Genomic DNA, 21,965 nt, shown 5'->3' with positions numbered 1-21,965 from the left:
CGGCACCGGTCAAACGAATCATCAGCTCGGCGGAAGGGCGCGGCGAGCACATCCCGCTGCGCCGGCTCCCGGCGACCCACGCCGACGCGTCGGGACCTCGACCGGGGCGACGTTGCCACGCGGCTCGGGGCGGCCGAGGGACTCGCGATGGAGCCACTCGGCCGCCCCGCCGAGCTAGAGCCGGTTCAGGCGCTCGGACACGGTCATCTAGCGCAGCGACCGGAAGCCCGCGCGGACCTCCTCCACGAAGGCCTTCGGCTGCTCCCAAGCCGCGAAGTGGCCGCCCTTGTCGAGCCTGTTGTAGTGGATGAGGTTGGGATAGGCCTTCTCCGTCCAGCTCTTCGGAGCCTGGTAGAGCTCGTCCGGGAAGACGCTCACGGCGACCGGGATCTTGGTGCCCTTGACGCCGAAGAACGAGAACGTGTTCTCCGCGTAGAGCCGCGCCGCGGAGACCCCCGAGTTCGTCAGCCAGAAGTGGGTGATGTTGTCGAGGATGTCGTCGCGTGTCAGGCCCTCGGTCTGCCCGGCGAACGACCGGGATTTCAGCGCCAGGCTCGCCGCGTCATGGTCGAGCATCCACGCCGCCAGGAAGACGGGCGAATCCGCCAAGCCGGTCAGCGTCTGCGGGCGAGCCGCCATCTGCAGGGCGTAGGTGACGTGCTTCCAGACGAAGTCCAGCTGCTCGCACGTGGCCCGCTCCTCGTCGGACAGGCCGACGGGCAGGTTCTCCAGCGCGTTGGCCGCCCCGATGATGTTCTTGTGGAACAGGTTGTCGATCTCGGCCGGGATCACACCCGGCATGTTGGTGTGGATACCGAGCAGCCCCTCCGGCGCCTCCGCGCCCATCAGGTCCACGACGACCGCGCCCCAGTCGCCGCCCTGCGCCACGAACCGGTCGTAGCCGAGGCGCTTCATCAGCTTCACCCAGGCGCGACCGATGCGGTCCGGGCCCCAGCCGGTCGTCGTCGGCTTGCCCGAGTACCCGTAGCCAGGCATTGACGGGATCACCACGTGGAAGGCGTCCTCCGCGGTGCCGCCGTGTGCCGTGGGATCGGTCAGCGGCTCGATGATCTTCAGCTGCTCGATGATCGAGCCCGGCCAGCCGTGCGAGACGATGAGCGGCAGGGCGTTCTCGTGCTTCGAACGAACGTGGACGAAGTGAATGTCCAGCCCGTCGATCTCGGTGATGAACTGCGGCAGGGCGTTCAGCCTCGCCTCGCACTTGCGCCAGTCGTACTCCGAGGCCCAGTAGCGCGCGAGTTCCTGCATCGTGGCGAGCTGCGGGCCCTGCGACTGGTCGTCGACGGTCTCCTTCTCGGGCCAGCGCGTGGCCAGGATGCGCTCACGCAGCGCCTTGAGCTCCGCCTCGGGGACCTCGACCGTGAACGGCCGGATCGCCGGGGCTTCCGGGGTGGCAGACATCTGTGTTCCTTTGCTGTGTCGATTGGCGGTCGAGAAGGGCTCGGCCCCTCGTACCGGGACAAAAGAGGCATGCGCCGGGTGCTTTGTCGGGAGGGCGGCTTCGGTGAAGACGCCGCCCGGACTTCGGCTAATTCCGCATAAAGCGGTCCTCCTGCTGCGGCCTCGTCAGCGACCCGGTGTCGCTGGCCCGTCCACCATCGCCCGGGCGGGCGTCCGTCGCCCCAGGGAAACCCCCGGGTGTGTTCCCCTGACCGAAACCCCGGGGTCGCGTTCGCGCCCGCGGCGCCGAAAGTGCGCAAATATCGCGGAAATGCCAGAAACGGTCACGAACGAGGTCGGGTTGCGCGTGAAGGTTTGCCCAGGCGGGCCGACCCGATCTGAGTAAAATGACCGTATTGGCCGCACGACTACCCAGCAGCGGACCAGGAAGATCGACTCATGGGGGTGCCCGCCATCGATACGCGGGTCGAACTGCGGGGCCGGGGCCCGGAGTTGGCCGCGCTGGAGCGGGTGCTGGCCGCGGCGCGGGCGGGCAACAGCGCGGTCCTGGTCCTCCGCGGTGAGGCAGGGATCGGCAAGACCGCGCTGCTGGAGTACGCGGCCAGCCGGGCCGTCGGGTTCCGTACGGCCGGCGTCGCCGGCATCGAGTCGGAGATGGGGCTTCCGTTCGCGGGCCTTCATCAGCTCTGCGCGCCGATGCTGGGTCAGCTTCACGAGCTGCCGGGGCCGCAGCGCGATGCGTTGTCCGTCGCGTTCGGACTGCGCGAGGGCGAGGCGCCCAACCGGTTCCTGGTAGGCCTGGCTGTGCTCAGTCTGCTGGCCTGTGCCGCCGAGGATCAGCCGCTGGCCTGCCTCGTCGATGACGCGCAGTGGCTGGATGACGGCTCCATGCAGGTGCTGGCGTTCGTGGCCAGGCGGTTGATGGCCGAGTCGGTGGCGTTGATCTTCGCCGTGCGGAAGCCTGATGACGATCGTGAGCTGGCCGGTCTGCCGGAGTTGGTCGTCGAGGGCCTCAGCGAGCCCGACGCGCGTGCCCTGCTGGCTTCGGCCGTCCGCGCGCCGCTCGACCCGCTGGTGCGGGATCGCATCGTCGCCGAGGCGCACGGGAATCCGATGGCCCTGCTGCATCTGCCACAGGCGCTCGCACCCGCTGAGCTGGCGGGCGGATACTGGCTGCCCGGCAGGTACGCCCTGGCGAGCCACGTCGAGAATGCCTGTTACCAGCAGTTCCGGTCGCTGCCTCCGGACAGTCAACGGCTCCTGGTGACCGCCGCGGCTGAGCCGACCGGAGACGGCGGCCTGCTGTGGCGGGCAGCCGGTCTGCAGGAGATCCCGGTGGACGCCGCGGTGCCAGCCGAGAGCGCGGGACTGGTTGAGTTCGGCGCCAGGGTGCGATTCCGCCATCCGCTGGTGCGCTCCGCCGTCTACCGACGGACGCCCCCACCCGACCGCCGCACGGCGCACCGAGCGTTGGCGCAGGCCACCGATCCCCACCTCGATCCCGACCGCAGGGCGTGGCATCGGGCTCAGGCCGCCACCGGGCCTGACGAGAACATCGCCGTCGACCTGGAGCGATCGGCTGACCGAGCTCAAGGCAGGGGCGGCGCGGCTGCCGCCGCCTCGTTCCTGCGGCGGGCGGCGGAGCTGACGCCGGACCCCGCGCGACGCGTCGCCCGAGCACTGGCCGCCGCTGAGCTCGACATCGACGCCGGCGGGACGGAACAGGCCGACAGCCTGCTGGCGGTCGCGGAGGCCGGCCCTCTCGACGACCTGCAGCGTGCCCGACTCGAGCGGTTGCGAGCCCGGCTGGTGTTCTCCCAGCTACGTTGCGCCAACGCACCGCGGCTTCTGCTCGACGCCGCACACCGGCTCGCGCCGCTCGACGGTGCCCTTGCCCGTGACACCCTGCTGGAGGCGGTGGGCGCGGCGATCTTCGCCGGCCGGCTGAGTGAGGGAGCCGGGCAGCGGGAGGTGGCCGTGGCGGTCCGCGCCGGGCCGCCCCCGCCGACCCCGCCACGGACGGTCGACGTCCTGCTGGACAGCATGGCCGGCCTGATCATCGATCGCTGCGCGCCCACCGTCGACGCTCTCCGGCGGGCCCTGGACATCGTCCGGCAGGAGCAGAAATCTGGCGCGACGGACGCGGACAGGCGCTGGCTGTGGCTGGCGTTCCGGGTGATACCCGAGCCTCTCGCACCGGAGATGTGGGACGACGACGCGTGGCACGAGATGGCGACCGGCGCGGTCCGCATCGCCCGCGAGACGGGCGCGCTCTCCGTTCTCCCGATGGCGCTGACCTACAAGGCGGGCTTCCACGTGCACGCCGGTGAATTCGACACCGCGGCGGTCCTGATCGACGAGGCGACAGCGATCTCGGAGGCGGCGGGCGGCGTGCCCATGATGTACACGTCACTGGTGCTCGGCGCCTGGCGTGCACAGGAATCCCAGGCACGGGACCTCATCCAGAGCACCATCGACGAGGTGGGCGCCCGGGGTGAGGGACGGGTGCTCAGCCTCGCCGAGTACGCAACCGCGGTGCTGTACAACGGCCTCGGCCGCTACGACACCGCGCTGGCGGCCGCGACACGCGCCTGCCAGTACGAGGATCTGGGATTCTTCGGCTGGGCCCTGGCCGAACTGATCGAGGCGGCCGCCCGCAGCGGGCAGCCGGCGGCCGCCGCGGCGGCGCTGGACAAGCTCACCGTACGTACCCGGGCGAGCGGCACCGAGTGGGCCCTGGGCGTGGAGGCCTGCTCGCGCGCGCTACTGAGCGACGACCACGAGGCCGACGCGCTCTACCGGGCGGCGATCGAGCATCTCGGACGCTGCCGGATCGTCGTCCAGCTGGCCCGCGCCCGTCTGCTCTACGGCGAGTGGCTGCGTCGCCAGAACCGCCGCCAGGAAGGCCGTACCCAGCTCCGCGCCGCCTACGAGGCCTTCAGCCGGCTCGGAGCCGACGGTTTCGCCGAGCGCGCCCGCAGGGAGCTGCTGGCCACCGGCGAAACCGTACGCAGGCGAACGGCCGGAACGGTCACCGAACTCACCAGCCAGGAGGCCCAGATCGCCAGGCTGGCCAGAGAGGGGCACACCAACTCCGAGATCGCCGCCCAGCTGTTCATCAGTCCACGTACGGTCGAGTGGCACCTCGGCAAGGTGTTCACCAAGCTCGGAGTCAGCTCACGCCGGCAGCTCCGCACGCTGCTCTCCACTCCGGGAGCGCCGGCGGGGTGATGGCGATCAACGAGGCCGGGTGCGCGCGACGCCACCCGGCCCGATGACCGCCCCGGCTCAACCCAGATGCGCCTCGATGGCCGCGATGATGCGGGGACGGAGTTCGGCCGCCCGGATGACCGCGTCGACGGAGCCGACCTCGACCGCACGCTGGATGTTGTGCACGCGGTCGAACTCCGTGGCCACCTCGCCGAGCTTCTCGGCCCGGACCGAGGCGCGGAGCTCGTCGAGTTCCGCGGTCAACGCGGCGCGGTCGGCGCCGGCGGCCGCCGCGACCCGGGCCTCGAGGTCCCGCACCCGCGGGTCGGCCGCGGTGCGGGCGTCGACGTCGCCGGCGAACACCACCGCCGCGGCGGGTGCGCCGCCGAGCACCGACGCGAACGAGCCTTCCAGCGCGAGCACGGTCATGTTGGGGTTCAGCGCCTTCGAGAACACCACGAACGCGCCGCCGTGGTACCGCGAGATCACGCAGAACACGATGGGCCCGCGGAAGTTCACGATCGCCCGGCCGATCTCGGCGCCGTACTCCAGTTGCAGCTTTCGCATCGATTCGGGCGAGCCGTCGAAGCCCGACAGGTTCGCCAGCACCACCAGCGGTCGGTTGCCGCTGGCCGCGTTGATCGCCCGCGCGGCCTTCTTCGACGACCGCGGGAACAGCGTGCCCGCGGTGTAGGTGTCCGGGCCGTCGGTGGGCGGGAAGCCCCGCCGTGGCACGGCCCGTGACTCGATGCCGAGCAGGCACACCGGGATGCCGCCGAGGTGTACGTCCTGCACCACCGCGGTCTCCGCGTCGGCCATGCCCGCCCAGCGTTCCAGCACCGGGTGGTCCTGGTCGGAGAGCGCCCGCATCACCGTCCGGATGTCGAACGGCTTCTTGCGGTCGGGGTTGGCCGCGGCGGAGAAGATCTCGCCGACGGTGGTGAAGTCGCTGCCGGCCACGGCGTGCGGGAAGTCGGAGATGTCCCGGTCGGCGGGGTCGGTGGTGTCCGCCCGCCGCGGCGCGTCCTCGCCGGGTGCGACGTACGTGTGGTCGTAGTGCGCCATCAGCACGTCCCGCGCGGCCGGGAGGTTCGGCGCCCAGTACTGCGCCTGCCCGTTGGGGCCCATCACCCGGTCGTATCCGCCGATGCCGAAGTTGTCCTCCGCGGACACGCCTCCGGAGAAGTCGAGCGACTGCTTGCCGGTGAGCACCATCGCCGAGTCCGGCGTCATCACCAGGACGCCCTTGGTGTGCATGAGCATCGTCGCCTCGGCGTTCCAGTACGGCTGCGCGCCGACGTTGATGCCCGCGACCACGATGTTGATCTCACCGCCGTCCTGGGTGAACTCGACGATCCGCTTGAGCGCCGCGGCCACCCAGTCCATGTTCTCCGTGCCCGACGTCATCGAGATCCGGGCGCCGGCGGAGAGCGCGTACCACTCCAGCGGCACCCGCATCCGCTCGGCCAGGTCCAGCGCGGCGATCACCCGGCGGCACTCCGGCTCCGACAGCGCACCCAGCGACTTCGTCGGGTCGCCGAGCAGCACCACCCGGGTGACGCCCTGCGGGTGCCGTGGGGTGGGCGTGGTGACCAGGCCCGCGACGATCGCTGCGCTGTTGCGCCCCTTCGGCCGGTCCACCGGCACCAGGGCGTGGTCGTCGTCGAGGTCGTGCTCGACGAAGTCGCCGAGCAGGCCGGTCAGCTCGTACGGGTACACCGTGTTGCGGCTGCTCGCCCGCAGCACCTTCAGCCGGTAGTCGTCGAGCGGCTCGACCGGCTCGACCGGCGGCTCGCCGATGGTCAGCTCCGCGCCGCCCGTGGCGTCGAAGGAGATCCGTACGGCGATCTTGGTCAGTTCGCCGGTCGCGCGGTCGCGCTGCCGCGCGATGAACAGGATCTCCTCCAGCCCGGCGCCCGCGGTCGTCGGACGCACGCGCCCGGCGATCATCTCCATCTCCTCGCGGGTGAGCTCGCTCGGCGGCCACACGTAGATCACGATCCGGTTGGTGTTGAATCGCGTCTTCGACGAACGCCGCGACTGCGCGCGGCGGATCGAGTCGAGGCAGGCGGCGACGGTGTCCTCGGCGGTAGGCAGCGAGACCAGCCGGCCGTCGTGCTCGCGCAGTTCGGTCAGGTCGCGCACCTGCGCGAACGCGACGAGACGCTCGTCGGACGGGTTCTCCCGCGCCACGCACCGGAAGAGGTAGACCTCCTCGTCCGCCGACGGCAGCCGGGTCAGGTCGAACTTGCGCAGCCGCTCCAGCTGCATCCGCTGCGCGATGTAGGGGTGCAGGCCGCGGATCAGCCGCTCCTCGGCCATCCCGGCGCTTGACGGGCGGAAGGTGAAGTGGTGGTGCATCACCGCTCCGCCGCGACCGGCGACGGTGGCGGTGACCCTGCGGACCTGGGGCGGCAGCGGGTGCGCGTTGACGACCTCGAGCAGCGCCGCCACCATGGCGTCGAAGTCCTCCGGCTGGCTCTCCCAGGCGAGGTAGATGTCGGCGTCGACGGCGTCGTGGCCGCTTGCCAGCTCGGCGAGCCCACGCAGCGCGTCGCCCAGCGCGTCGAAGCTCACCGCGGCCGAGACCACGCTCGAGTCCGCGCGCTCGGCGACCACGAACCGGCAACCCGCGACGTCGCGGGCGGCGACGCCGGTGAGTCCCTTGTTGCCGTAGTACCGCCGGGTCAGCACTTCCAGCATGACCGCGTTGTCGAGGTGGTCGCGCACGAGCCGCTGGCCGAGCAGCCGGACCAACGGCTCGGTGCTGCGGACCATCTCGGCGATGCGCTCGGCGCGGTCCGGCGCGTCCGGGTGCGCGTCCAGTTGGCGCAGGTGCCCACGGACCTGGGCGTAGACGCGGGCGCGGTTGCGGCGCAGCAGCGGCTGGGCGAACCAGGCGAACACCACGCCGCGGGCGAGGTCGGCGACCACGGGGAAACGGACCTGCGTCGCGGCCACCAGCCGCTCCAGCGCGAGGCCCGCCGGCTCGCGCAGCGTCTCGTCCGGCGGTGACTCCCGCAGCCACGCGCGCAGCAGCGTCGCGACAACGGTGGCGTCGGCGGACGCCCGTTGCTGGGCGAGGAAGATCCGGAACACGGCGGCCTCGAGCTCGGGGGAGCGCTCCAGGTCGGTGACACCGTAGTGCCCGAGCGCCTTGGCGAGCTTCGCCTGGAACGAACTCGGCAGGCCGGCCCGCTCGACGTCGAGACTCTGCAGATAGGTGTGGAAGTACTCGCGGGCGCTGTGCACGTGGGCGTCGCCGCCGTCCTCGCCCGTCGGCCGGTTGCGGCTCAGCTCGGCGAGGTCGGCGAACACGTTGACGAGGTCGAGTTCCTCGGCCAGCGGCCGGTGCCCGTCGGCGGTGGCCGCCCGGCGTGCGGCCAGGTAGTCGTCGAGCACCCGGCCGTCGTCGTGCGGGTCGACGTCGAAGCCGAGCAGCAGACCGCGCAGGTCCTCCTGGCCGCGCGTGGCGCGCTTCCGCGCCGGGATCTCGGCGGGCGCGGCGGGCAGGTCCAGCTCGACGGCCGTGGTGGCCGGGCCGGCCGGGGCCTCGGCGGCCTGGTCGGCCAGCGGCTCCAGCCGCAGCAACGGCGCGCCGGCCTCCACCTGGCTGCCCACGGAGACGGCGCATTCCTTCAGCCGCGCCTTGAACGGCGCCCGCAGCACCGTCTCCATCTTCATGGCCTCCAGCACCAGCACCGGCGCGCCCGCCTCGACCTCGGCGCCGACCTCCAGTGGCGTGGCGACGACCAGCGCGGGCATGGGCGAGCGGACGACACCGCCCTCGTCGCGGCTGACCCGGTGCGTCACGCCGTCCACCTCGACCAGGTGGATCGGCCCGTGCGTCCCGGTGAGCAGGCGGTACCGGGCGCCGTTGACGACGATCTGCCCGGTGTGCCGGTCGAAGCGGTCAAGCTCGACGTCGGCGGCGCGGACGGCACCGCCCGCTTCGATGCCGACCCGGAACCGGTGCGCGCCGACCCGTGCCACCCGCAAGCGGTAGCTGACGCCGCGCAGCTTGAGGTCCAGCGGTCGGCCACCGGCGTGCTGCACCTGCGGGCGCCCGCCGGACGCCGTGGACAGCAGCCGCCGCCGCTCGGCGCGTTCCTCCTCCTCGTACGCCTCGATGGCGGCGGCCGCCAGCGCGACGGCGGAGTGCCGGTGCGCGACGAGCCTGCCCGCGCCGCGGACGCGGTCGATCCAACCGGTGTCCGCGCTCGCGTCGATGACCTCGGGCTGGTCGAGCAGGTCGAGCACGAAACTCTTGTTCGTCGCGCCGCCCTCGATGATCACCGTGGTGTTCGCCATCGCCCGGCGCAGCCTGCCGAGCGCCTCGTCGCGGTCGCGGCCGTAGGCGATGATCTTCGCGATCATCGAGTCGAAGTCGGCGGGGATGGTGTCGCCCTCGCTGACGCCGGTGTCCACCCGGATGCCCGGCCCGGCGGGCAGGTCCAGCCGCGCGATGCGACCCGGGGAGGGCGCGAAGTCGCGGTCCGGGTCCTCGGCGTTCAGCCGGGCCTCGATGGCGTGCCCGCGCTCCACCGGCGGCTCGCCCTCGAGCCGCCCGCCGGCGGCGACGTGCAGCTGCGCCTTGACCAGGTCGAACCCGGTCGTCGACTCGGTGATCGGGTGCTCGACCTGCAGGCGGGTGTTGACCTCGAGGAACGCGAACAGCCGGTCGCCCGGGTGGTAGAGAAACTCGACGGTCGCCGCACCCCGGTAACCGACCGCGACGGCCAGCCGTTCGGCCGACGCCTTGAGCTCGGCGGCCTGCGCCGGGCTGAGCACCGGCGACGCCGACTCCTCGATGACCTTCTGGTTGCGCCGCTGCACCGAACAGTCGCGGACACCGAGCGCCCACGCCGTGCCCTGGCCGTCGGCGATCACCTGGACCTCGACGTGCCGGGCACCGGTGACCAGGCGCTCCAGGAACACGACACCGCTGCCGAACGCGCGCGCCGCCTCCTGGCTGGTGCGCTCGTACGCGTCGGCGAGCTCGGCGGCGTTGGTGACCACGCGGATACCGCGTCCGCCGCCGCCGGCGGTCGCCTTCAGCATCAGCGGGTAACCGATCTCGGTCGCCGCCGCCAGCGCGGCGTCCAGGGTCTCGACCGCGCCGCGGCTCCACGGCGCGACCGGCACGCCGACCTCCTCGGCGATCAGCTTCGCGCCGATCTTGTCACCGAGCTGGCGCATGGCCTCCGCGCTCGGCCCGACGAAGGTGACCCCGACCTTCTCGCACAGCTCCGCGAACGCCGGGTCCTCGGCGACGAAGCCCCAGCCGACCCACGCGGCGTCGGCCCCGGTCTCGACCAACGCGCGTTCCAGCTTCGTCAGGTCCAGGTACGGGCGCGCGGACGCGGGACCGAGATCGTAGGCGATGTCCGCCTCGCGCACGAACGTGGCGGTGCGGTCGACGTCGGTGTACAGGGCGACGGTCTCGATCCGCATCCCGGTCTCCGCGGCCAGCTCTCGGACCGCGTGGATGAGCCGCATCGCGGCCTCACCACGGTTGACGATGGCGATACGGCTGAACACCCGACCGACCCCTCCGGTAGACCCACGATGTATGCGCCGCGAGACCCCAGCCTCCGGCAGCGATCACCTTTCCGCCTGCCGGCTGGCAGCGCCATGCCGTAACCACCGAACCCTACGCGGCACCGTTTGTAGGAACCGAACAAAACTTTTTATCCGCCCAGCCCTGGGCCGGGGCGGGGGCGAACCTCGGCCAGCCGGGGAGGTGTCGGCCGTCGCTGATACTTTGCCGGCCGTGGACCATCAGCTGACGTGGATCGACCGGATCGTCGAGGTGACCGGCTGGCGCCACGAGCCGGCGGGCGATGCCGGCTGGGAGCAGGTGGAGACCGAGTTGGGCGTCGCGCTGCCAGCAGACTTCAAGGAGTTGTGCCGGCGGTTCGTGCCGGGGGCGTTCTACGCGTACCTGGACCTGTTGCGGCCGACCGGCGACCACGGTTCACGGCAACTGCTCCGGACGTGGGCCTACTGCCGGCAGTACGCAGGCGGGCATGACTCGTCGGGGTTGTGGGCCCCCTACGAGATGTACGGGCCCGACAAGGCGTTGGGGCTCATCCAGTGGGGTGGCGACCAGACCGAGGGGGAGTACTACTGGCTGGCGGACCGTGCCGTGGAGCCCGAGCGGTGGCCGGTGGTGGCGCGGTGGGACGCCGTCGAGCCCTGGCACCAGCTCGACATGTCGACGGCCGAGTTCGTCTACCGGGTGATCGCGGACCCGGCGTTCACGCCGTTCACGGTGGCCCACCCACCTCGGCGTCCCTTCTACCTGCCGCACTGGGGGCCGTTCCCGATGAACGCTGAGGACTGGGACGCTCTCACCGACCCGGGCCGCGGGAACTGACCGCTGGAAGACCGTTGCCCGCCGCCCCTGACGCATTCGTCAGGGGCCGGCAGGCAACAGCGACCGGTTGCCGGGGCGGTCAAACGGCCTGGGCGAAGCAACCGATCGTGACGGCCAGCGAGAGCACCGCCAGCGACACCGCCATGAGGGGTCTGGGAAGGCGCATCGGATTCCTCCATTGCCTGGTCGGTGTGGCTTCGGTCAGGGCTGTGCGCTGCTGGTCGCATCGCATCCCCTCCTCAGTGGCTGGATGATGCCGGGTGGCGGCCCTGCGCGGCAGGGCCGGCGGTCAGGCGACGGCTGCCGCGGGCCGCCGCCGCGTCAGGCGGGGACGCAGGCCGACCAGGAGCGCGGCGAGAACGGCCCACACCGCGAGCGTGAGCACAGGGCCCGCCGCGTGCGCGCCGTGGAAGTAGCTCAGGTCGGTGATGGCGCGCACGGCCGCCCCCGGGGGCAGCAGTGGCGAAACGACTCGGGCCGCGGCGGGCAGCAGGTCGACGCCTGTGGTGGCGCCGCTGGTGGCGTTGCCGAGGGTGAGCAGCAGCAGGGTGGCGACCGGAACTCCGACGGGGCCGAGGTAGGTGCCGAGCAGTTTGGTGGTGAGCGCGGCCGCGGCCGCCAACAGGGCGAGCGTGAGGACCAGCGGGAGAACCGGGGCCGGCACGGCTTCCAGAACCGGGCCGGCGATGATCGCCGCGAGGGTGCCGATGGCCAGGGAAGCGCCGGACAGCAGCCAGAACCGGTGGCGCAGGCGCATGAGGCCGGCCAGGCCGAGGGCGTTCGAGCCGAGCACGAAACCGGCCAGGGTCACGCCGAACGCCATGTAGAAGCCGGCCAGTCCCCGGGCGTCGAAGTGGCTCAGCGGAACGACATCCTCGACGGTGACGTGCGTGCCGGCACCGTTGGCGTAGGCGACGACGAGATTCTTCACCGCCGTCGTGGTGGACGGGCCGTCCGCGCCCGCGATCTGCAGGCGCAGCTGACCCGGGCCGTCGGTGCTGAGCGTGGCGACCACCTCGTGGCGTTCCAGGGCGTGGCGCGCGGTTGCGGCGTCGGCGGCCGGGTGGACCTCGACGCTGTCGCCGAGGGCCTGACGTATCTGGCCCGGCAGCTCCGGTCCGGCCACCGCGATCGGGACCTGGTGGGGCTGGGGGTCGCGTTGCAGGCCGATGTAGCAGCCGATGAAGGCCGCCACGACGATCAGGGCGATCAGGGTCGGCTGGAGCCAGGCCCGCACCGGCGGCAGGCCGCCGGTGGGCTGGCCCGGCTGGCGGGAGGGCACGGCCGCTGCGGAGGGTGTCCGCTCGCGCTCGGGCGTCTGTCCGACGGGGGTTTCCATGACGGGACTCTCCGGTGGAAGGGCGGGCAGGGCGAGGAGGGTCGAGCGGAGGCAGGCACCCGGCAGGCCCTCCTGAAGAGCGGGTACCTCGGGCTCGGACGCAATAGGAGCATATGCGCCTATCGGCGGAACGGCAAGGGTGGTGGCGGTGGTGTCGGCGACCCCTTCGCATTTGTGCGCATATGCGCTTATCATGGGCGGGATGGCCCGGAGGAGATCATGAGTGCTGACCTGACGAACCTCGACCCGTGCAACTGCCTCGCACTGCGCAAGGCCACCCGCTACCTCACGGCGACCTACGACAAGGCCCTCAGCCCGGTCGGCCTCCGTGCGACGCAGTTCACCATCCTGCGGAAACTCAGTGCTCGCGGAGAGATGACGATCACCAGCCTCGCTGACATGATCTCCATGGACCGCACGACGATGGCCACCAACCTCAAGCCGCTCACGCGGGCGGGCCTGGTGACCGTCGAGCCGTCGGCCGCCGACCGCCGGGCAAGGATCGTGACGATCACGCCCGAGGGTTTCGCCCGCATGAATGCCGCCCTGCCGCTGTGGCGAGCCGCGCAGGCCCGGTTCGAGGAACGGTTCGGAGCTGACGAGGCGGTCCGACTGCGGGCGTCCCTCGACGCCGTCCTCCAGACCGGCTTCCAGCCCTGGGCCGAGTGAGGCGGGCCCGCCCCCGGCGGGGTCGCTCCCCGGGCGGGCGGCCGTGTGCCGTGCTCAGGTGTGTTGGCGGGGCGCCACGAAGCCGGGAGCCGGCTGCGGGGACGCGCCGGTCACCTGCGTGATGATCTCCGCGGCGACGTCGCGCAGCTTGCGGTTGCGGTGCTGAGACGCCTGTCGGAGCAGGGCGAAAGCCTCCGCGGCGGTGCACCGCTGCTGACCCATCAGCACACCGAGGGCCTGGTCGATGACGCTGCGGGAGGCCATCGCGTCGGTGAGCTGCTGGTGCAGGAGGGCCTGGTCGGCCTGGCGGAGGATGACGGTCAGCGCCGCCGTCCCCTGGTCGGCGAACGCCACGGCGTGCTGGCGAGCGTTCTCGGTGAACGCGGCCGGGTGGGTGGCGTACAGGTTCAAGGCGCCCACGGTCTCCCCATCGACCGTCATCGGTAGCGACAGCGAGCTGGCGATGCCGAGCCGGAGCGCGGGTTCCCGGTAACGGCACCAGCGCACGTCCTCGCGCAGATCGACGACCTCGACGACCCGTCCACTGCGCAGGGCATGGAGACAGGGACCCTCGTCGGCGCCGTACTGGATCTCGTCGGCCCGGGCGGCGAGGTCGCTGCTGGCGGCGACGGTGCAGGCACCGCCGTCCCGGCGCACCGTCATTCCGCAGGCCACGGCGGGGGAGACCACCTCGGCCGCGACCTCGACGACCTGGTCGAGGAACACGTCGACGTGGGGTGAGTCGGCGAGCAGGGTCAGCAGCCGGCCGTACGCGGAGGCCAGGTGCGATTCAGCAGCATCGGACACCACTGCTACCTCCTGAAAACCATGTGTCCGTTCGGTTTCACCGAAGGTGAAATGACCGTCCTGGCCTGCTTCTCGGAGAAGCGCCGGCCGGTGCGTCTGATGGCCCGGGAGCCCGCGCTCCCGGCGGAGCGGGGTGCGGATCGGGCGCGACGCGGCTAGGGTCGACGTGGGTTCGGACATGAGCCCAGGACCAGTGCCGCCCACCGACGGTGGGCCGATCGACCCGGTCCAGACGTCCTCACCGAGGAGCGGTCCCATGTCCGTCCATCAGGCGCCGCACCCGGCACCGCCGGAGATCACCCGCCAGTCCGTCCTGTCCCTCGCGGTCGCCGCGGAGGGCCCGGCGGTGGTGGTGGAGGTCCGGGGGCCACTCGACCTGGACACGGTCGATGTGCTCGTCGACCTCGTCGACAGGGTGATGGCCGGCCCACCGCTCGCGGTGCTGGTGCTCGACCTGGGCCGAGTCAACTTCTTCTGCGCCGCCGGGATCACCGCACTGCTGACCGTGCGCCGCCGTGTCGCCGCGCAGGGCTGTGCGCTGGTGCTGCGCAAGCCGTCCCGGATCACCGTCACCGTCCTCAACCTGGTCGGCCTCAGCGAAGAATTCACCACCGAGTGACCTGCCTTTCGCTCCACATCCAGCGTTTCTGCCTGGTCCCGGCTGTCTGTCGGACCTGCCGCCGCGGGAGACGTACCCGGAGTTGATCAAACCGAAACCTCGGCTCGGGGTGCCGGACGGCCGCAGCCGTTCATGGGGAATTCCGCCGGGTGACATTGACGTACGGAAAATTTCCGACAATCATCCCTGTCTATGATTAAGGGCAGGATGGGCGTGACGACCCGCCGTACGCTGGTGTGCTCTCTCGTCGCGCTGTGCTCGGTGATCGCCCCGACGGGAGCGGCGCCAGCCGCGCCCGAGGCGTCGAGCGTCTCCGCCGCGTCGGCCACCCTGGCCGGCTACCCGGTGTGGGCGCACTTCACCGATCCGACCGCGGGACGCGACTACACCATCATCACCGAGCTGCAACGGCTGATCGACGCGGCGCCCGCCGGCTCCACCGTCCGCGGGGCGATCCACTCCCTCAGCGTGGACTCGGTCGCCGACGCGCTGCTGCGTGCCCAGAGCCGCGGCGTCACCGTGATGGTGATCCTCGACGGCAAGAACGCCACCTCGCCCGACTCCGCCATCACGAAGATCAAGCAGCTGACCAACCACCGGTTCTGCCTGAACAGCAGCGGCGGCAACGGCTGCATCAGCACCAGCGCCGCGGGCGACATGCACACCAAGCTGTTCACCTTCACCAGCACCACCGATCCCAACGGGGTCCCCCGCGGCAACGTCGTGTGGTTCGGGTCGAGCAACCTTACCTACGCCACCGGACCGGACGCGTTCAACAACACCCTCACGGTCTACGGCGACGCGACGCTCGCCGCCGGGCTCAACGCCAACTTCGCCGACATGTGGAACCGCCGGCACTACAGCGGCAACGACTACTACGACTCCGCCTCCGGCCGGGGCTACTACCAGGCGGCCGCGGCCGACGGGTACGCGTCCCCGGAAGGCGCGGGGCAGACCGACACCATCGTGACCCGGCTCAACGACCTGACCCCCGACGCCGACTGCCGGCTGCGCGTCGGCATGGCGGCGGTGACCACCGGCCGGCCACAGATCGTCAGTCTCGTCACCCGGTTCCGCTCCGCGGGGTGCAAGGTCTGGATGGCGATCGGCACGAACGCCGAGGGCGGCATCGCCATGAGTCAGTCGGTCTACAACGAGCTGCTCGACGCCGGGGTCGCCATCCGCCGCAAGGACAAGGTGCACGACAAGTTCTTCCTGGCGTACGGCAGGTACGGCAGCGCCTACCAGTACCGCGTCTACACCGGGTCCCAGAACTGGACCCAGGACGCCCTCAACGAGAACGACGAGATCTTCGTCAAGATGGCCCCGGAGACGGGCACCACCCACCCGCTCTACGACGCCTACTACACACACTTCAACGACGCGTACAACTTCGGGGTGACCTGCTCGAAGAGCAACTTCCCGTGTCGCTGAGCCGCCCGGATCGCAGGTCTCCTCCTGCCCCGGCCGGCCCGGATGCGGCGGGTGGGAGCGGCCGGCGAGGTGCGCCAGCCGCGGTGACCGCGACGGCCGACGTCGAGACTGCGGTCGCCGGCCGACTACGCCGCAGCTCTCATGCCGGCTGGGCGGACAGGTCGAGGGCCGCGGCGCCGACGATCGCCGTGTGGCCGTCGTTCTGCACGTAGCCGACCACCGAGGCGTGTCGCGGATCGAGATCCGGCGGCAGGTCCAGCTCGACCCGGCCACGCCCGGCGTCCAGAGCCGCCGCCGTGAAGGCGCGCACCACGTTGTCCTGGCGCAGCGTCCGCCCGGCGTTCTCACCCCGGGCGACCTCGCTGACCAGGCCACGCTCCACGATCGCCACGTTCAACACCGCCCGCGCCGGCGGCCGCTCGGCCTGGTAGTCCACCACCACCCGGTGCCCGTCGTCCGGGGCGTCCTCGACCGACAGGGTGAGCGGCGTGACGGCCGCCGCCGTCAGGGCGGACGCGATGGCGCTCGCCGCCGCTCGACGATCGGAACCGACGAACTCGACGGTGCCGTTGACGATCATCTGCGGGGTGTACAACCGCCCGGTGCCGAAGGCGCGCGCGTACGCCTCCTGCCGACCGGTGTACGCCGCGTCGGCGAACGGATCGGCCCAGCCGAGGTAGTCCCAGTAGTCGACGTGGAAGCCGAGGGCGAAGACCGGCTGTCCCCGCTTCCGGGCGTCACGCTCGATCTCGCTCAACAGTTCCTCGGCCGGCGGGCAGCTGTTGCAGCCCTGGGAGGTGAACACCTCCACGACGGCGAAGCCGGCGCCGGCCGCCGCGACGTCCCCCGCCGGCAGCGACTGGGCACGATCCGACCCGGTGCGCGATGGGTCCGTCATGGCGCGTCTCCTCCGTCACGGCTGCTCGCGGCCCTCCGATTCCCGTTATGGCCGCGACCATGCCTGGTAACGCGCGGTGCGCACTCGGGTCTTCGGGAGCACCGGCTCCGTGGCCCGCACCCGTGGTCGGAAGCCGGCGGGACCACTCATCGAGAGTTGTCGCTTCGAGGAGATACGGTGGCTCCATGGGGCATGACGACGTCGACGAGCCGAGCCGACACGAGGTCGGCGACTTCGTTCCGGACGAGTTCGACGCGGTTCCTTTCTACGCCTCGACGGAGACCAAGTGGCTCTACCTGTTCGCCGTGGGTGTTCAGGTCGGGCAGATCGTGGTGACCGTCTGGGGGCTCAATCGGCTGTCGAAGCCGGCACTCGACACCCAGGACACCATCGTCACCGTAACGATCATGATCATCGCGGTGGTCGTCTGCGTGCGGGTGTGGGGCGCCGCCTACCACTCCGCCGCCGATGACAAGTATCGGGAGGAGCTTCGGGGACCGCGGGCAACTCCGTGACGGGTCGGCGCAGGTCCGGCCACTGGTCAGAGGTAGTTGAACAGCGGGGGAAAGACCAGGACCACGACCCAGGCCCACCCGCCGTACACCGGTAGGTAGCCGGTCTGCCAGCGCTCCAGCGCCGCGAACCGGGTGCGCCCGCGGACGAACCCCAGCACCAGCCACGCCGACCAGGCGAGATTGGCCAGCAGGATGACGTTCTCGCCGAGCGCCGCCGCCTTGTTGGGTGTGGTGCCGTACTCGGTGATCCGCCCGGTGATCTCCACCAGCACCAGCACGTCGATGACGAGGGCGCTGACCACGAGGGCGAGTTGCAGCTTGTCGAAGAGGCCGGGCGGCGCCAGCGGATCGCGGGCGGAGATGGAGTAGAGCAGCAGCCCCAGCACTACGACCAGCAGGAGGTCGAAGAGGATCAGCGCTTCCCGCTCGACGTTGATGCCGGCGGTGGTCCAGCCCAGGGCGACGAGGAAGGCCAGCAGCACGGCGGTGAACAGCGGGGTGAACAGCCGCGTGAGCACGGGGGCGATGTTCTCGACGACACTCTGCTTGGCCTCGACGAGCCACCCGGCCACCACCACCGCTGCGGCTGCGCCGCAGGGCAGCAGCCACGTCGAGACGAAGCCTTCCGGCGAGATCCCGATCGCCTCGAAGGTCCCGAACATGAACGCGGTCAGCACCCCGCCGCCCAGGGCGATGAGGACGTAGTAGATGAAGCATTCGCCGGTGAAGCGGATGAAGTCCATGCGCCGGCGCGACGAGCGCAGGTCGTCGGCCACGTAGGCCAGACCGACCACGAGCCACAGGGCGATCGGGAGGTGGATGCCGGTCAGGACCACCGACTGGGAGTCCTCCGTGAGCGGATAGGCGTTGGCCGCCACGGCGCCGAGCGCGAACAACGCCACCAGCGCCCCGATCAGCGCTCTGCTGGCATGACGGCGCCAGGCCAGGAAGGCCGCCAGCCAGGGCAGCGCGAACAGGCTGGCGTTGGTCGCATAGCGGGCGCCATCGTCCTCGAAGCTCATCCCGAACAGTTCCGGCACCTTGACGGAGGCCGCCGCGCCCGCCGCGCAGACGACCATCGCCAGCAGGTCCCGCCGCGACCGGGTGTCCACCGCGGGACCGCCGAACTCGCCGGTCAGCACCAGTTGCTTCCAGAGCCGTTCCGAGTGTTCCCGGGCGAACTCCCGGGACAGGTCGTTCAGGCTGCCCATGCGTTTGATCGCGACCAGGAACGCCTCGTCGGCCCGGAGGCCGACGGCGATGAGCTCGTCGACGGAACCCCGGAGGTGGTCTTCGAGCTCTTCGGCGTCGGACTGGCGTAGCTCCGGGCGGCGCTGCACGTGTTGCCGCCATTGAGCGAACTGGGCCTCCAACTCGTCCGGCGCGGTCATGCCCGGCCCTCCAGCGGGATCGCGGTCAACGGCCTGAAGTCGCCCGAGCCGAGCCAGATCTGCCGGAGCGCCTCCACGACCGTGTCCCACTGGCGGCGTTGTTCGGCAAGCTCAGCCCGGCCGCTGTCGGTGATGCGGTAGTACTTGCGCCGCCGCTCGCCGGTGACCGACTGCCAGCTCGACTCCACATGGCCGAGGCGCTCGAGCCGGTGCAGCAACGGGTAGAGCAGTCCCTCGGTCCAGTCCAGCTCGCCGCCGGACAGCTGGTTGATCCGCCTCAGGATGGCGTAGCCGTAGCTCTCGCCCTCGGCGAGGATGCCCAGCACCATCGGTGTCGCCGAGGCGGCCACGAGATCCTTGGTGACCCGCACGAGACCTCCCTGCGCCCGTACCTAGAGCCTTGATGCATGGTAGTTCTAGGTATCGTCCGGGCACAAGGAGCCGGAGACGGGCTGTCACCCGCTCGCAGGCGGCAGATCCTCCTGGCCGTACGGTCGCCGCGGCTGGGAACGCCGGAGGACCTCGCCGCCATGGTGGCCTTCCTCTTCTCCGACGACGGCGCCTACATCAACGGGCAGTCGCTGCTCGTCGACGGCGGCGCCAACTTCACCTGATCCTCACCGGGCGCGTGCTCGCTCCGAGCGCGCGCCCCCGCGCGCAACGACGCACGCCGGCCCTCGGCCCGGTTCTGCCCGTGCGGTTCAGCCGGGTGACGTGCGGCCGGCCCTGCGCAGCCCGAACAGGGCGATCAGGGCGAGGAGGATGACGGCGACCGAGTACTCGTTGGCGGTCCGGGGCACGCCGCCGCCGTGGACGACGAGGAATCCGGCGATGACGGTGGGCAGCCCGAAGCCGATGTAGCAGACGATGTAGAACAGGGAGAGCACGCTGCCCCGTTCGTGCGCCTCCACCAGCGGCAGGATCGTCCTGAGGCTGCCCTGGAAACCGCCGCCGAAGCCGACGCCGCCGAGTGCGAGGCCGACGAAGAAGCCGGGTACGGATTCGGTGGTGACCGACACCAGCGTGATGACCATGCCCAGGATGAGTGCGGCGATTCCGGCGCGCATCATGGTTCGCGCGGCCGCGTTGCGCAGCAGCACGACGGTGAGGGACCCGACGCTGCCGAAGACGAAGAGGAGCAGGCCGGCAGTCACGATCGAGGTGTTCATCAGGGCGCGCACGACCGCCGGTCCGAGCGCGCCGAAGAAGCCGGCCAGCGCCCATACGGCGAAGACCACCGGCAGGACGACCGGTACCAGCCCGCGCACGGCGTGCGGCAGGCTGATCTCCGGCCGCAGACTCCGCAGGGCTCCCTTCATCGGCGTGACCGTCTCCGGCATGAGCACCACGCCGACGACCTGGATCAGCAGGATCACCAGCAGGACGACGTACACGAGTCGGGTCGGCGCGGGCAGGAACTGGATGAGCAGCGCCGAGAGCAGGGCACCCGTACCGGTGCCGATACCCGGAGCGACCGCGTTCGCGAGCGTGCCGCGGGCGCGACTGATGTCGAGCATGCCGGCACCGACCGCGCCGGTGGCGGCGCCGGTCGCGAGTCCCTGCACGACGCGGGCGGCCAGCAGCGCGGGTACACCGTTGGCGGCGATGAAGACGACCAGCGAGACCATCTGGACCACGATCGCGACGAGCAGGACCGGCCGCCGCCCGACATGGTCGGACAGCTTGCCGAACGTGAGCAGGGACGCCAGGACCGCGACGGCGTAGACGGCGAACACCACCGTCGTGATGATCGGCGAGAAGTTCCAGCGCTCCTGGTAGATGCCGTAGAGGGGAGTCGGCGCTGCCGCCGCCGCCAGGAACGACACGAGGATCGAGGCGAGCAGGACCAGGGAGACGTTCGGCGAGAGCCGCCGCGATTCGGCGATACTCATCAGGCGTTTCCTCCGGTGAGCGGGCGAGCGGCGTCCCGGTGTGGTGGATGGACCGGAATCCCTCCTGCTGACAGGCTGCGGCGGAGTACCCGATGCGCCCCCTGACACGCGGCCTGGACCGGCCCCGATGCGCCGGGTCCGGCCGGTGCGACGGGGTGCGCAGCACTGAGCAGGGATCGAGGCTCCGGCGGTGGCGGCGTGGAGTCGGCGTTCCGGCTCGCCCGTCCGCGGCCCGCGGCTAGGCTGAGCGTGCCGTGACACCGAGCCTCGGCGCCGCCGCGGAGGCTTCTCCGCGCCGGGGCAAGGGCGGCGTGGCAGGCGGGAACCCGGAACCGGTCACGGACGAGTCCGGGCGGCGCTCCCGCCGGCACCGATCCTGTGCCGACTCGCCGAGGTGCGGTGAAAGGAGATCGTCATGAGCTCTTCTGCCGGCCGGTACCCCGCCGCGGAGGGCCCCGGCTCCGTCTCGCGGGCGCCGAACCTTCCGGCGGGGTTCACCGACACCTTCACCAGCCGGTACGTCGACGCCGGGGGACTGCGCCAGCACGCGGTGATCGGAGGCGACGGACCGCCGCTGCTGCTGGTGCACGGCTGGCCGGAGAACTGGTACGCGTGGCGCCTGCTGATGCCGGCGCTCGCCCAGAGCTTCGAGGTCATCGCGGTCGACCAGCGCGGTATCGGGCTGACCGACAAGCCCGAGGGTGGGTACGACAGCGCCACCCTCGCCGCCGACCTGGTCGCGTTGATGGCTGCGCTGGGCCATCAGCGGTTCGCCGTGGTCGGCCACGACACCGGCTACATCATCGCCTACGCGCTGGCCGCGGATCATCCGGACCGGGTCGACCGCCTGGCCGTCGCCGAGATTCCCGGGCCTCCGGGGGTGACTCCCTCCCCGCCCCTGTTCGCCCCCGAGCAGATCAACAATCGGCTCTGGCACATCCCCTTCAACCGGGTCAACGACAAGGTGACCGAACAGCTCGTCAGGGGACGCGAGGAGATCTTCTTCGGCTACGAGTTCGCCGTTCAGGGCGGCGAGTCACTGCCCGACGATGTGTTGAGGTACTACGTCGATCTCTACTCCGACCCCGATGTCCTGCGGGGCAGCTTCGGGCTCTATCGCGCGTGGGACGCCACCCTCGCTCAGAACGAGCAGCGCAAGACCCAGCCGCTCACGATGCCCGTCCTCGCCATCGGCGGCGAGAAGAGCTGGGGTGACCTCGCCGGACACGGGATCGAGCCCGCCGCGAGCGACGTGCAGACCGTGGTCGTCCCCGGTGCGGGCCACTGGGTCGCCGAGCAGGCTCCCGAGGAGATGCTGGCGGCGCTGACCGCGTTCCTGGCCCCCTACCGTGACCAGGGGCGGTAGCGGCGACCGCTGCCGCGTACGGGC

16 protein-coding genes are annotated in these 21,965 nt (G+C 71.2%); 8 read left to right on the top strand and 8 right to left on the bottom strand.

Annotation, left to right across the window (positions count from 1 at the left end):
• Window positions 1–207: 207 nt before the first annotated feature.
• Complete coding sequence (locus tag AC1WTP_RS26680) at window positions 208–1,422, bottom strand: epoxide hydrolase family protein (RefSeq protein ID WP_481652021.1); 1,215 nt, start codon at window positions 1,420–1,422, stop codon at window positions 208–210.
• A 438-nt stretch (window positions 1,423–1,860) separates the two neighbouring features.
• Between AC1WTP_RS26680 and AC1WTP_RS26675 the strand changes: the two genes are divergently transcribed.
• On the top strand, window positions 1,861–4,653 hold the full coding sequence (locus tag AC1WTP_RS26675) for a helix-turn-helix transcriptional regulator (protein WP_481652020.1): 2,793 nt from the start codon (window positions 1,861–1,863) through the stop codon (window positions 4,651–4,653).
• A gap of 57 nt (window positions 4,654–4,710) precedes the next feature.
• On the opposite strand, the gene AC1WTP_RS26670 is transcribed toward AC1WTP_RS26675, so the two are convergent.
• Window positions 4,711–10,173, bottom strand: coding sequence for an ATP-binding protein (locus AC1WTP_RS26670; RefSeq protein WP_481652019.1), 5,463 nt, complete (start codon window positions 10,171–10,173; stop codon window positions 4,711–4,713).
• Between the two features lie 232 nt (window positions 10,174–10,405).
• On the opposite strand from AC1WTP_RS26670, the gene AC1WTP_RS26665 reads away from it, so the two are divergent.
• Entirely contained in the window at window positions 10,406–11,011 is a 606-nt protein-coding gene (locus tag AC1WTP_RS26665) for a hypothetical protein (protein ID WP_481652018.1), read from the top strand.
• A gap of 289 nt (window positions 11,012–11,300) precedes the next feature.
• Here the strand turns inward: AC1WTP_RS26665 and AC1WTP_RS26660 are convergent, their stop codons facing one another.
• Entirely contained in the window at window positions 11,301–12,350 is a 1,050-nt protein-coding gene (locus tag AC1WTP_RS26660) for a hypothetical protein (protein WP_481652017.1), read from the bottom strand.
• A gap of 219 nt (window positions 12,351–12,569) precedes the next feature.
• On the opposite strand from AC1WTP_RS26660, the gene AC1WTP_RS26655 reads away from it, so the two are divergent.
• On the top strand, window positions 12,570–13,019 hold the full coding sequence (locus AC1WTP_RS26655) for a MarR family winged helix-turn-helix transcriptional regulator (RefSeq protein WP_481652016.1): 450 nt from the start codon (window positions 12,570–12,572) through the stop codon (window positions 13,017–13,019).
• A 54-nt stretch (window positions 13,020–13,073) separates the two neighbouring features.
• Here the strand turns inward: AC1WTP_RS26655 and AC1WTP_RS26650 are convergent, their stop codons facing one another.
• Window positions 13,074–13,826 (bottom strand): GAF and ANTAR domain-containing protein, encoded by a 753-nt coding sequence (locus tag AC1WTP_RS26650; RefSeq protein ID WP_481652015.1) that lies wholly within the window; start codon window positions 13,824–13,826, stop codon window positions 13,074–13,076.
• A 256-nt stretch (window positions 13,827–14,082) separates the two neighbouring features.
• Here AC1WTP_RS26650 and AC1WTP_RS26645 point away from each other — a divergent pair, with 256 nt between their 5' ends.
• Window positions 14,083–14,445 (top strand): STAS domain-containing protein, encoded by a 363-nt coding sequence (locus tag AC1WTP_RS26645; RefSeq protein WP_481652014.1) that lies wholly within the window; start codon window positions 14,083–14,085, stop codon window positions 14,443–14,445.
• 207 nt (window positions 14,446–14,652) lie between these two features.
• Window positions 14,653–15,879: a phospholipase D-like domain-containing protein gene (locus tag AC1WTP_RS26640; protein WP_481652013.1), complete on the top strand. Its 1,227-nt coding sequence runs from the start codon at window positions 14,653–14,655 to the stop codon at window positions 15,877–15,879.
• A gap of 139 nt (window positions 15,880–16,018) precedes the next feature.
• Here AC1WTP_RS26640 and AC1WTP_RS26635 read toward each other — a convergent pair whose 3' ends face one another.
• Window positions 16,019–16,777, bottom strand: a complete 759-nt coding sequence (locus AC1WTP_RS26635; protein WP_481652012.1) for a DUF1223 domain-containing protein — start codon at window positions 16,775–16,777, stop codon at window positions 16,019–16,021.
• Between the two features lie 185 nt (window positions 16,778–16,962).
• Between AC1WTP_RS26635 and AC1WTP_RS26630 the strand changes: the two genes are divergently transcribed.
• Window positions 16,963–17,292, top strand: a complete 330-nt coding sequence (locus AC1WTP_RS26630; RefSeq protein WP_481652011.1) for a hypothetical protein — start codon at window positions 16,963–16,965, stop codon at window positions 17,290–17,292.
• Window positions 17,293–17,318: 26 nt separating this feature from the next.
• Here the strand turns inward: AC1WTP_RS26630 and AC1WTP_RS26625 are convergent, their stop codons facing one another.
• Window positions 17,319–18,683, bottom strand: a complete 1,365-nt coding sequence (locus tag AC1WTP_RS26625) for a permease prefix domain 1-containing protein (RefSeq protein WP_481652010.1) — start codon at window positions 18,681–18,683, stop codon at window positions 17,319–17,321.
• Complete coding sequence (locus AC1WTP_RS26620; protein ID WP_481652009.1) at window positions 18,680–19,054, bottom strand: PadR family transcriptional regulator; 375 nt, start codon at window positions 19,052–19,054, stop codon at window positions 18,680–18,682. The genes AC1WTP_RS26625 and AC1WTP_RS26620 overlap by 4 nt, the downstream gene beginning before the upstream one ends.
• A gap of 36 nt (window positions 19,055–19,090) precedes the next feature.
• On the opposite strand from AC1WTP_RS26620, the gene AC1WTP_RS26615 reads away from it, so the two are divergent.
• The gene (locus AC1WTP_RS26615) at window positions 19,091–19,297 is read left to right on the top strand and encodes an SDR family oxidoreductase (protein WP_481652008.1); all 207 of its coding nucleotides are present in this window, start codon (window positions 19,091–19,093) and stop codon (window positions 19,295–19,297) included.
• An 87-nt stretch (window positions 19,298–19,384) separates the two neighbouring features.
• On the opposite strand, the gene AC1WTP_RS26610 is transcribed toward AC1WTP_RS26615, so the two are convergent.
• Complete coding sequence (locus tag AC1WTP_RS26610) at window positions 19,385–20,575, bottom strand: MFS transporter (protein ID WP_481652007.1); 1,191 nt, start codon at window positions 20,573–20,575, stop codon at window positions 19,385–19,387.
• A gap of 415 nt (window positions 20,576–20,990) precedes the next feature.
• Between AC1WTP_RS26610 and AC1WTP_RS26605 the strand changes: the two genes are divergently transcribed.
• Window positions 20,991–21,941, top strand: coding sequence for an alpha/beta fold hydrolase (locus AC1WTP_RS26605; RefSeq protein ID WP_481652006.1), 951 nt, complete (start codon window positions 20,991–20,993; stop codon window positions 21,939–21,941).
• Window positions 21,942–21,965: the final 24 nt, after the last annotated feature.

The organism is Micromonospora sp. R311, assembly GCF_056780015.1.
The sequence above is the reverse complement of the archived record's forward strand: the minus strand, read 5'-3'. Positions and strand labels throughout refer to the sequence as shown.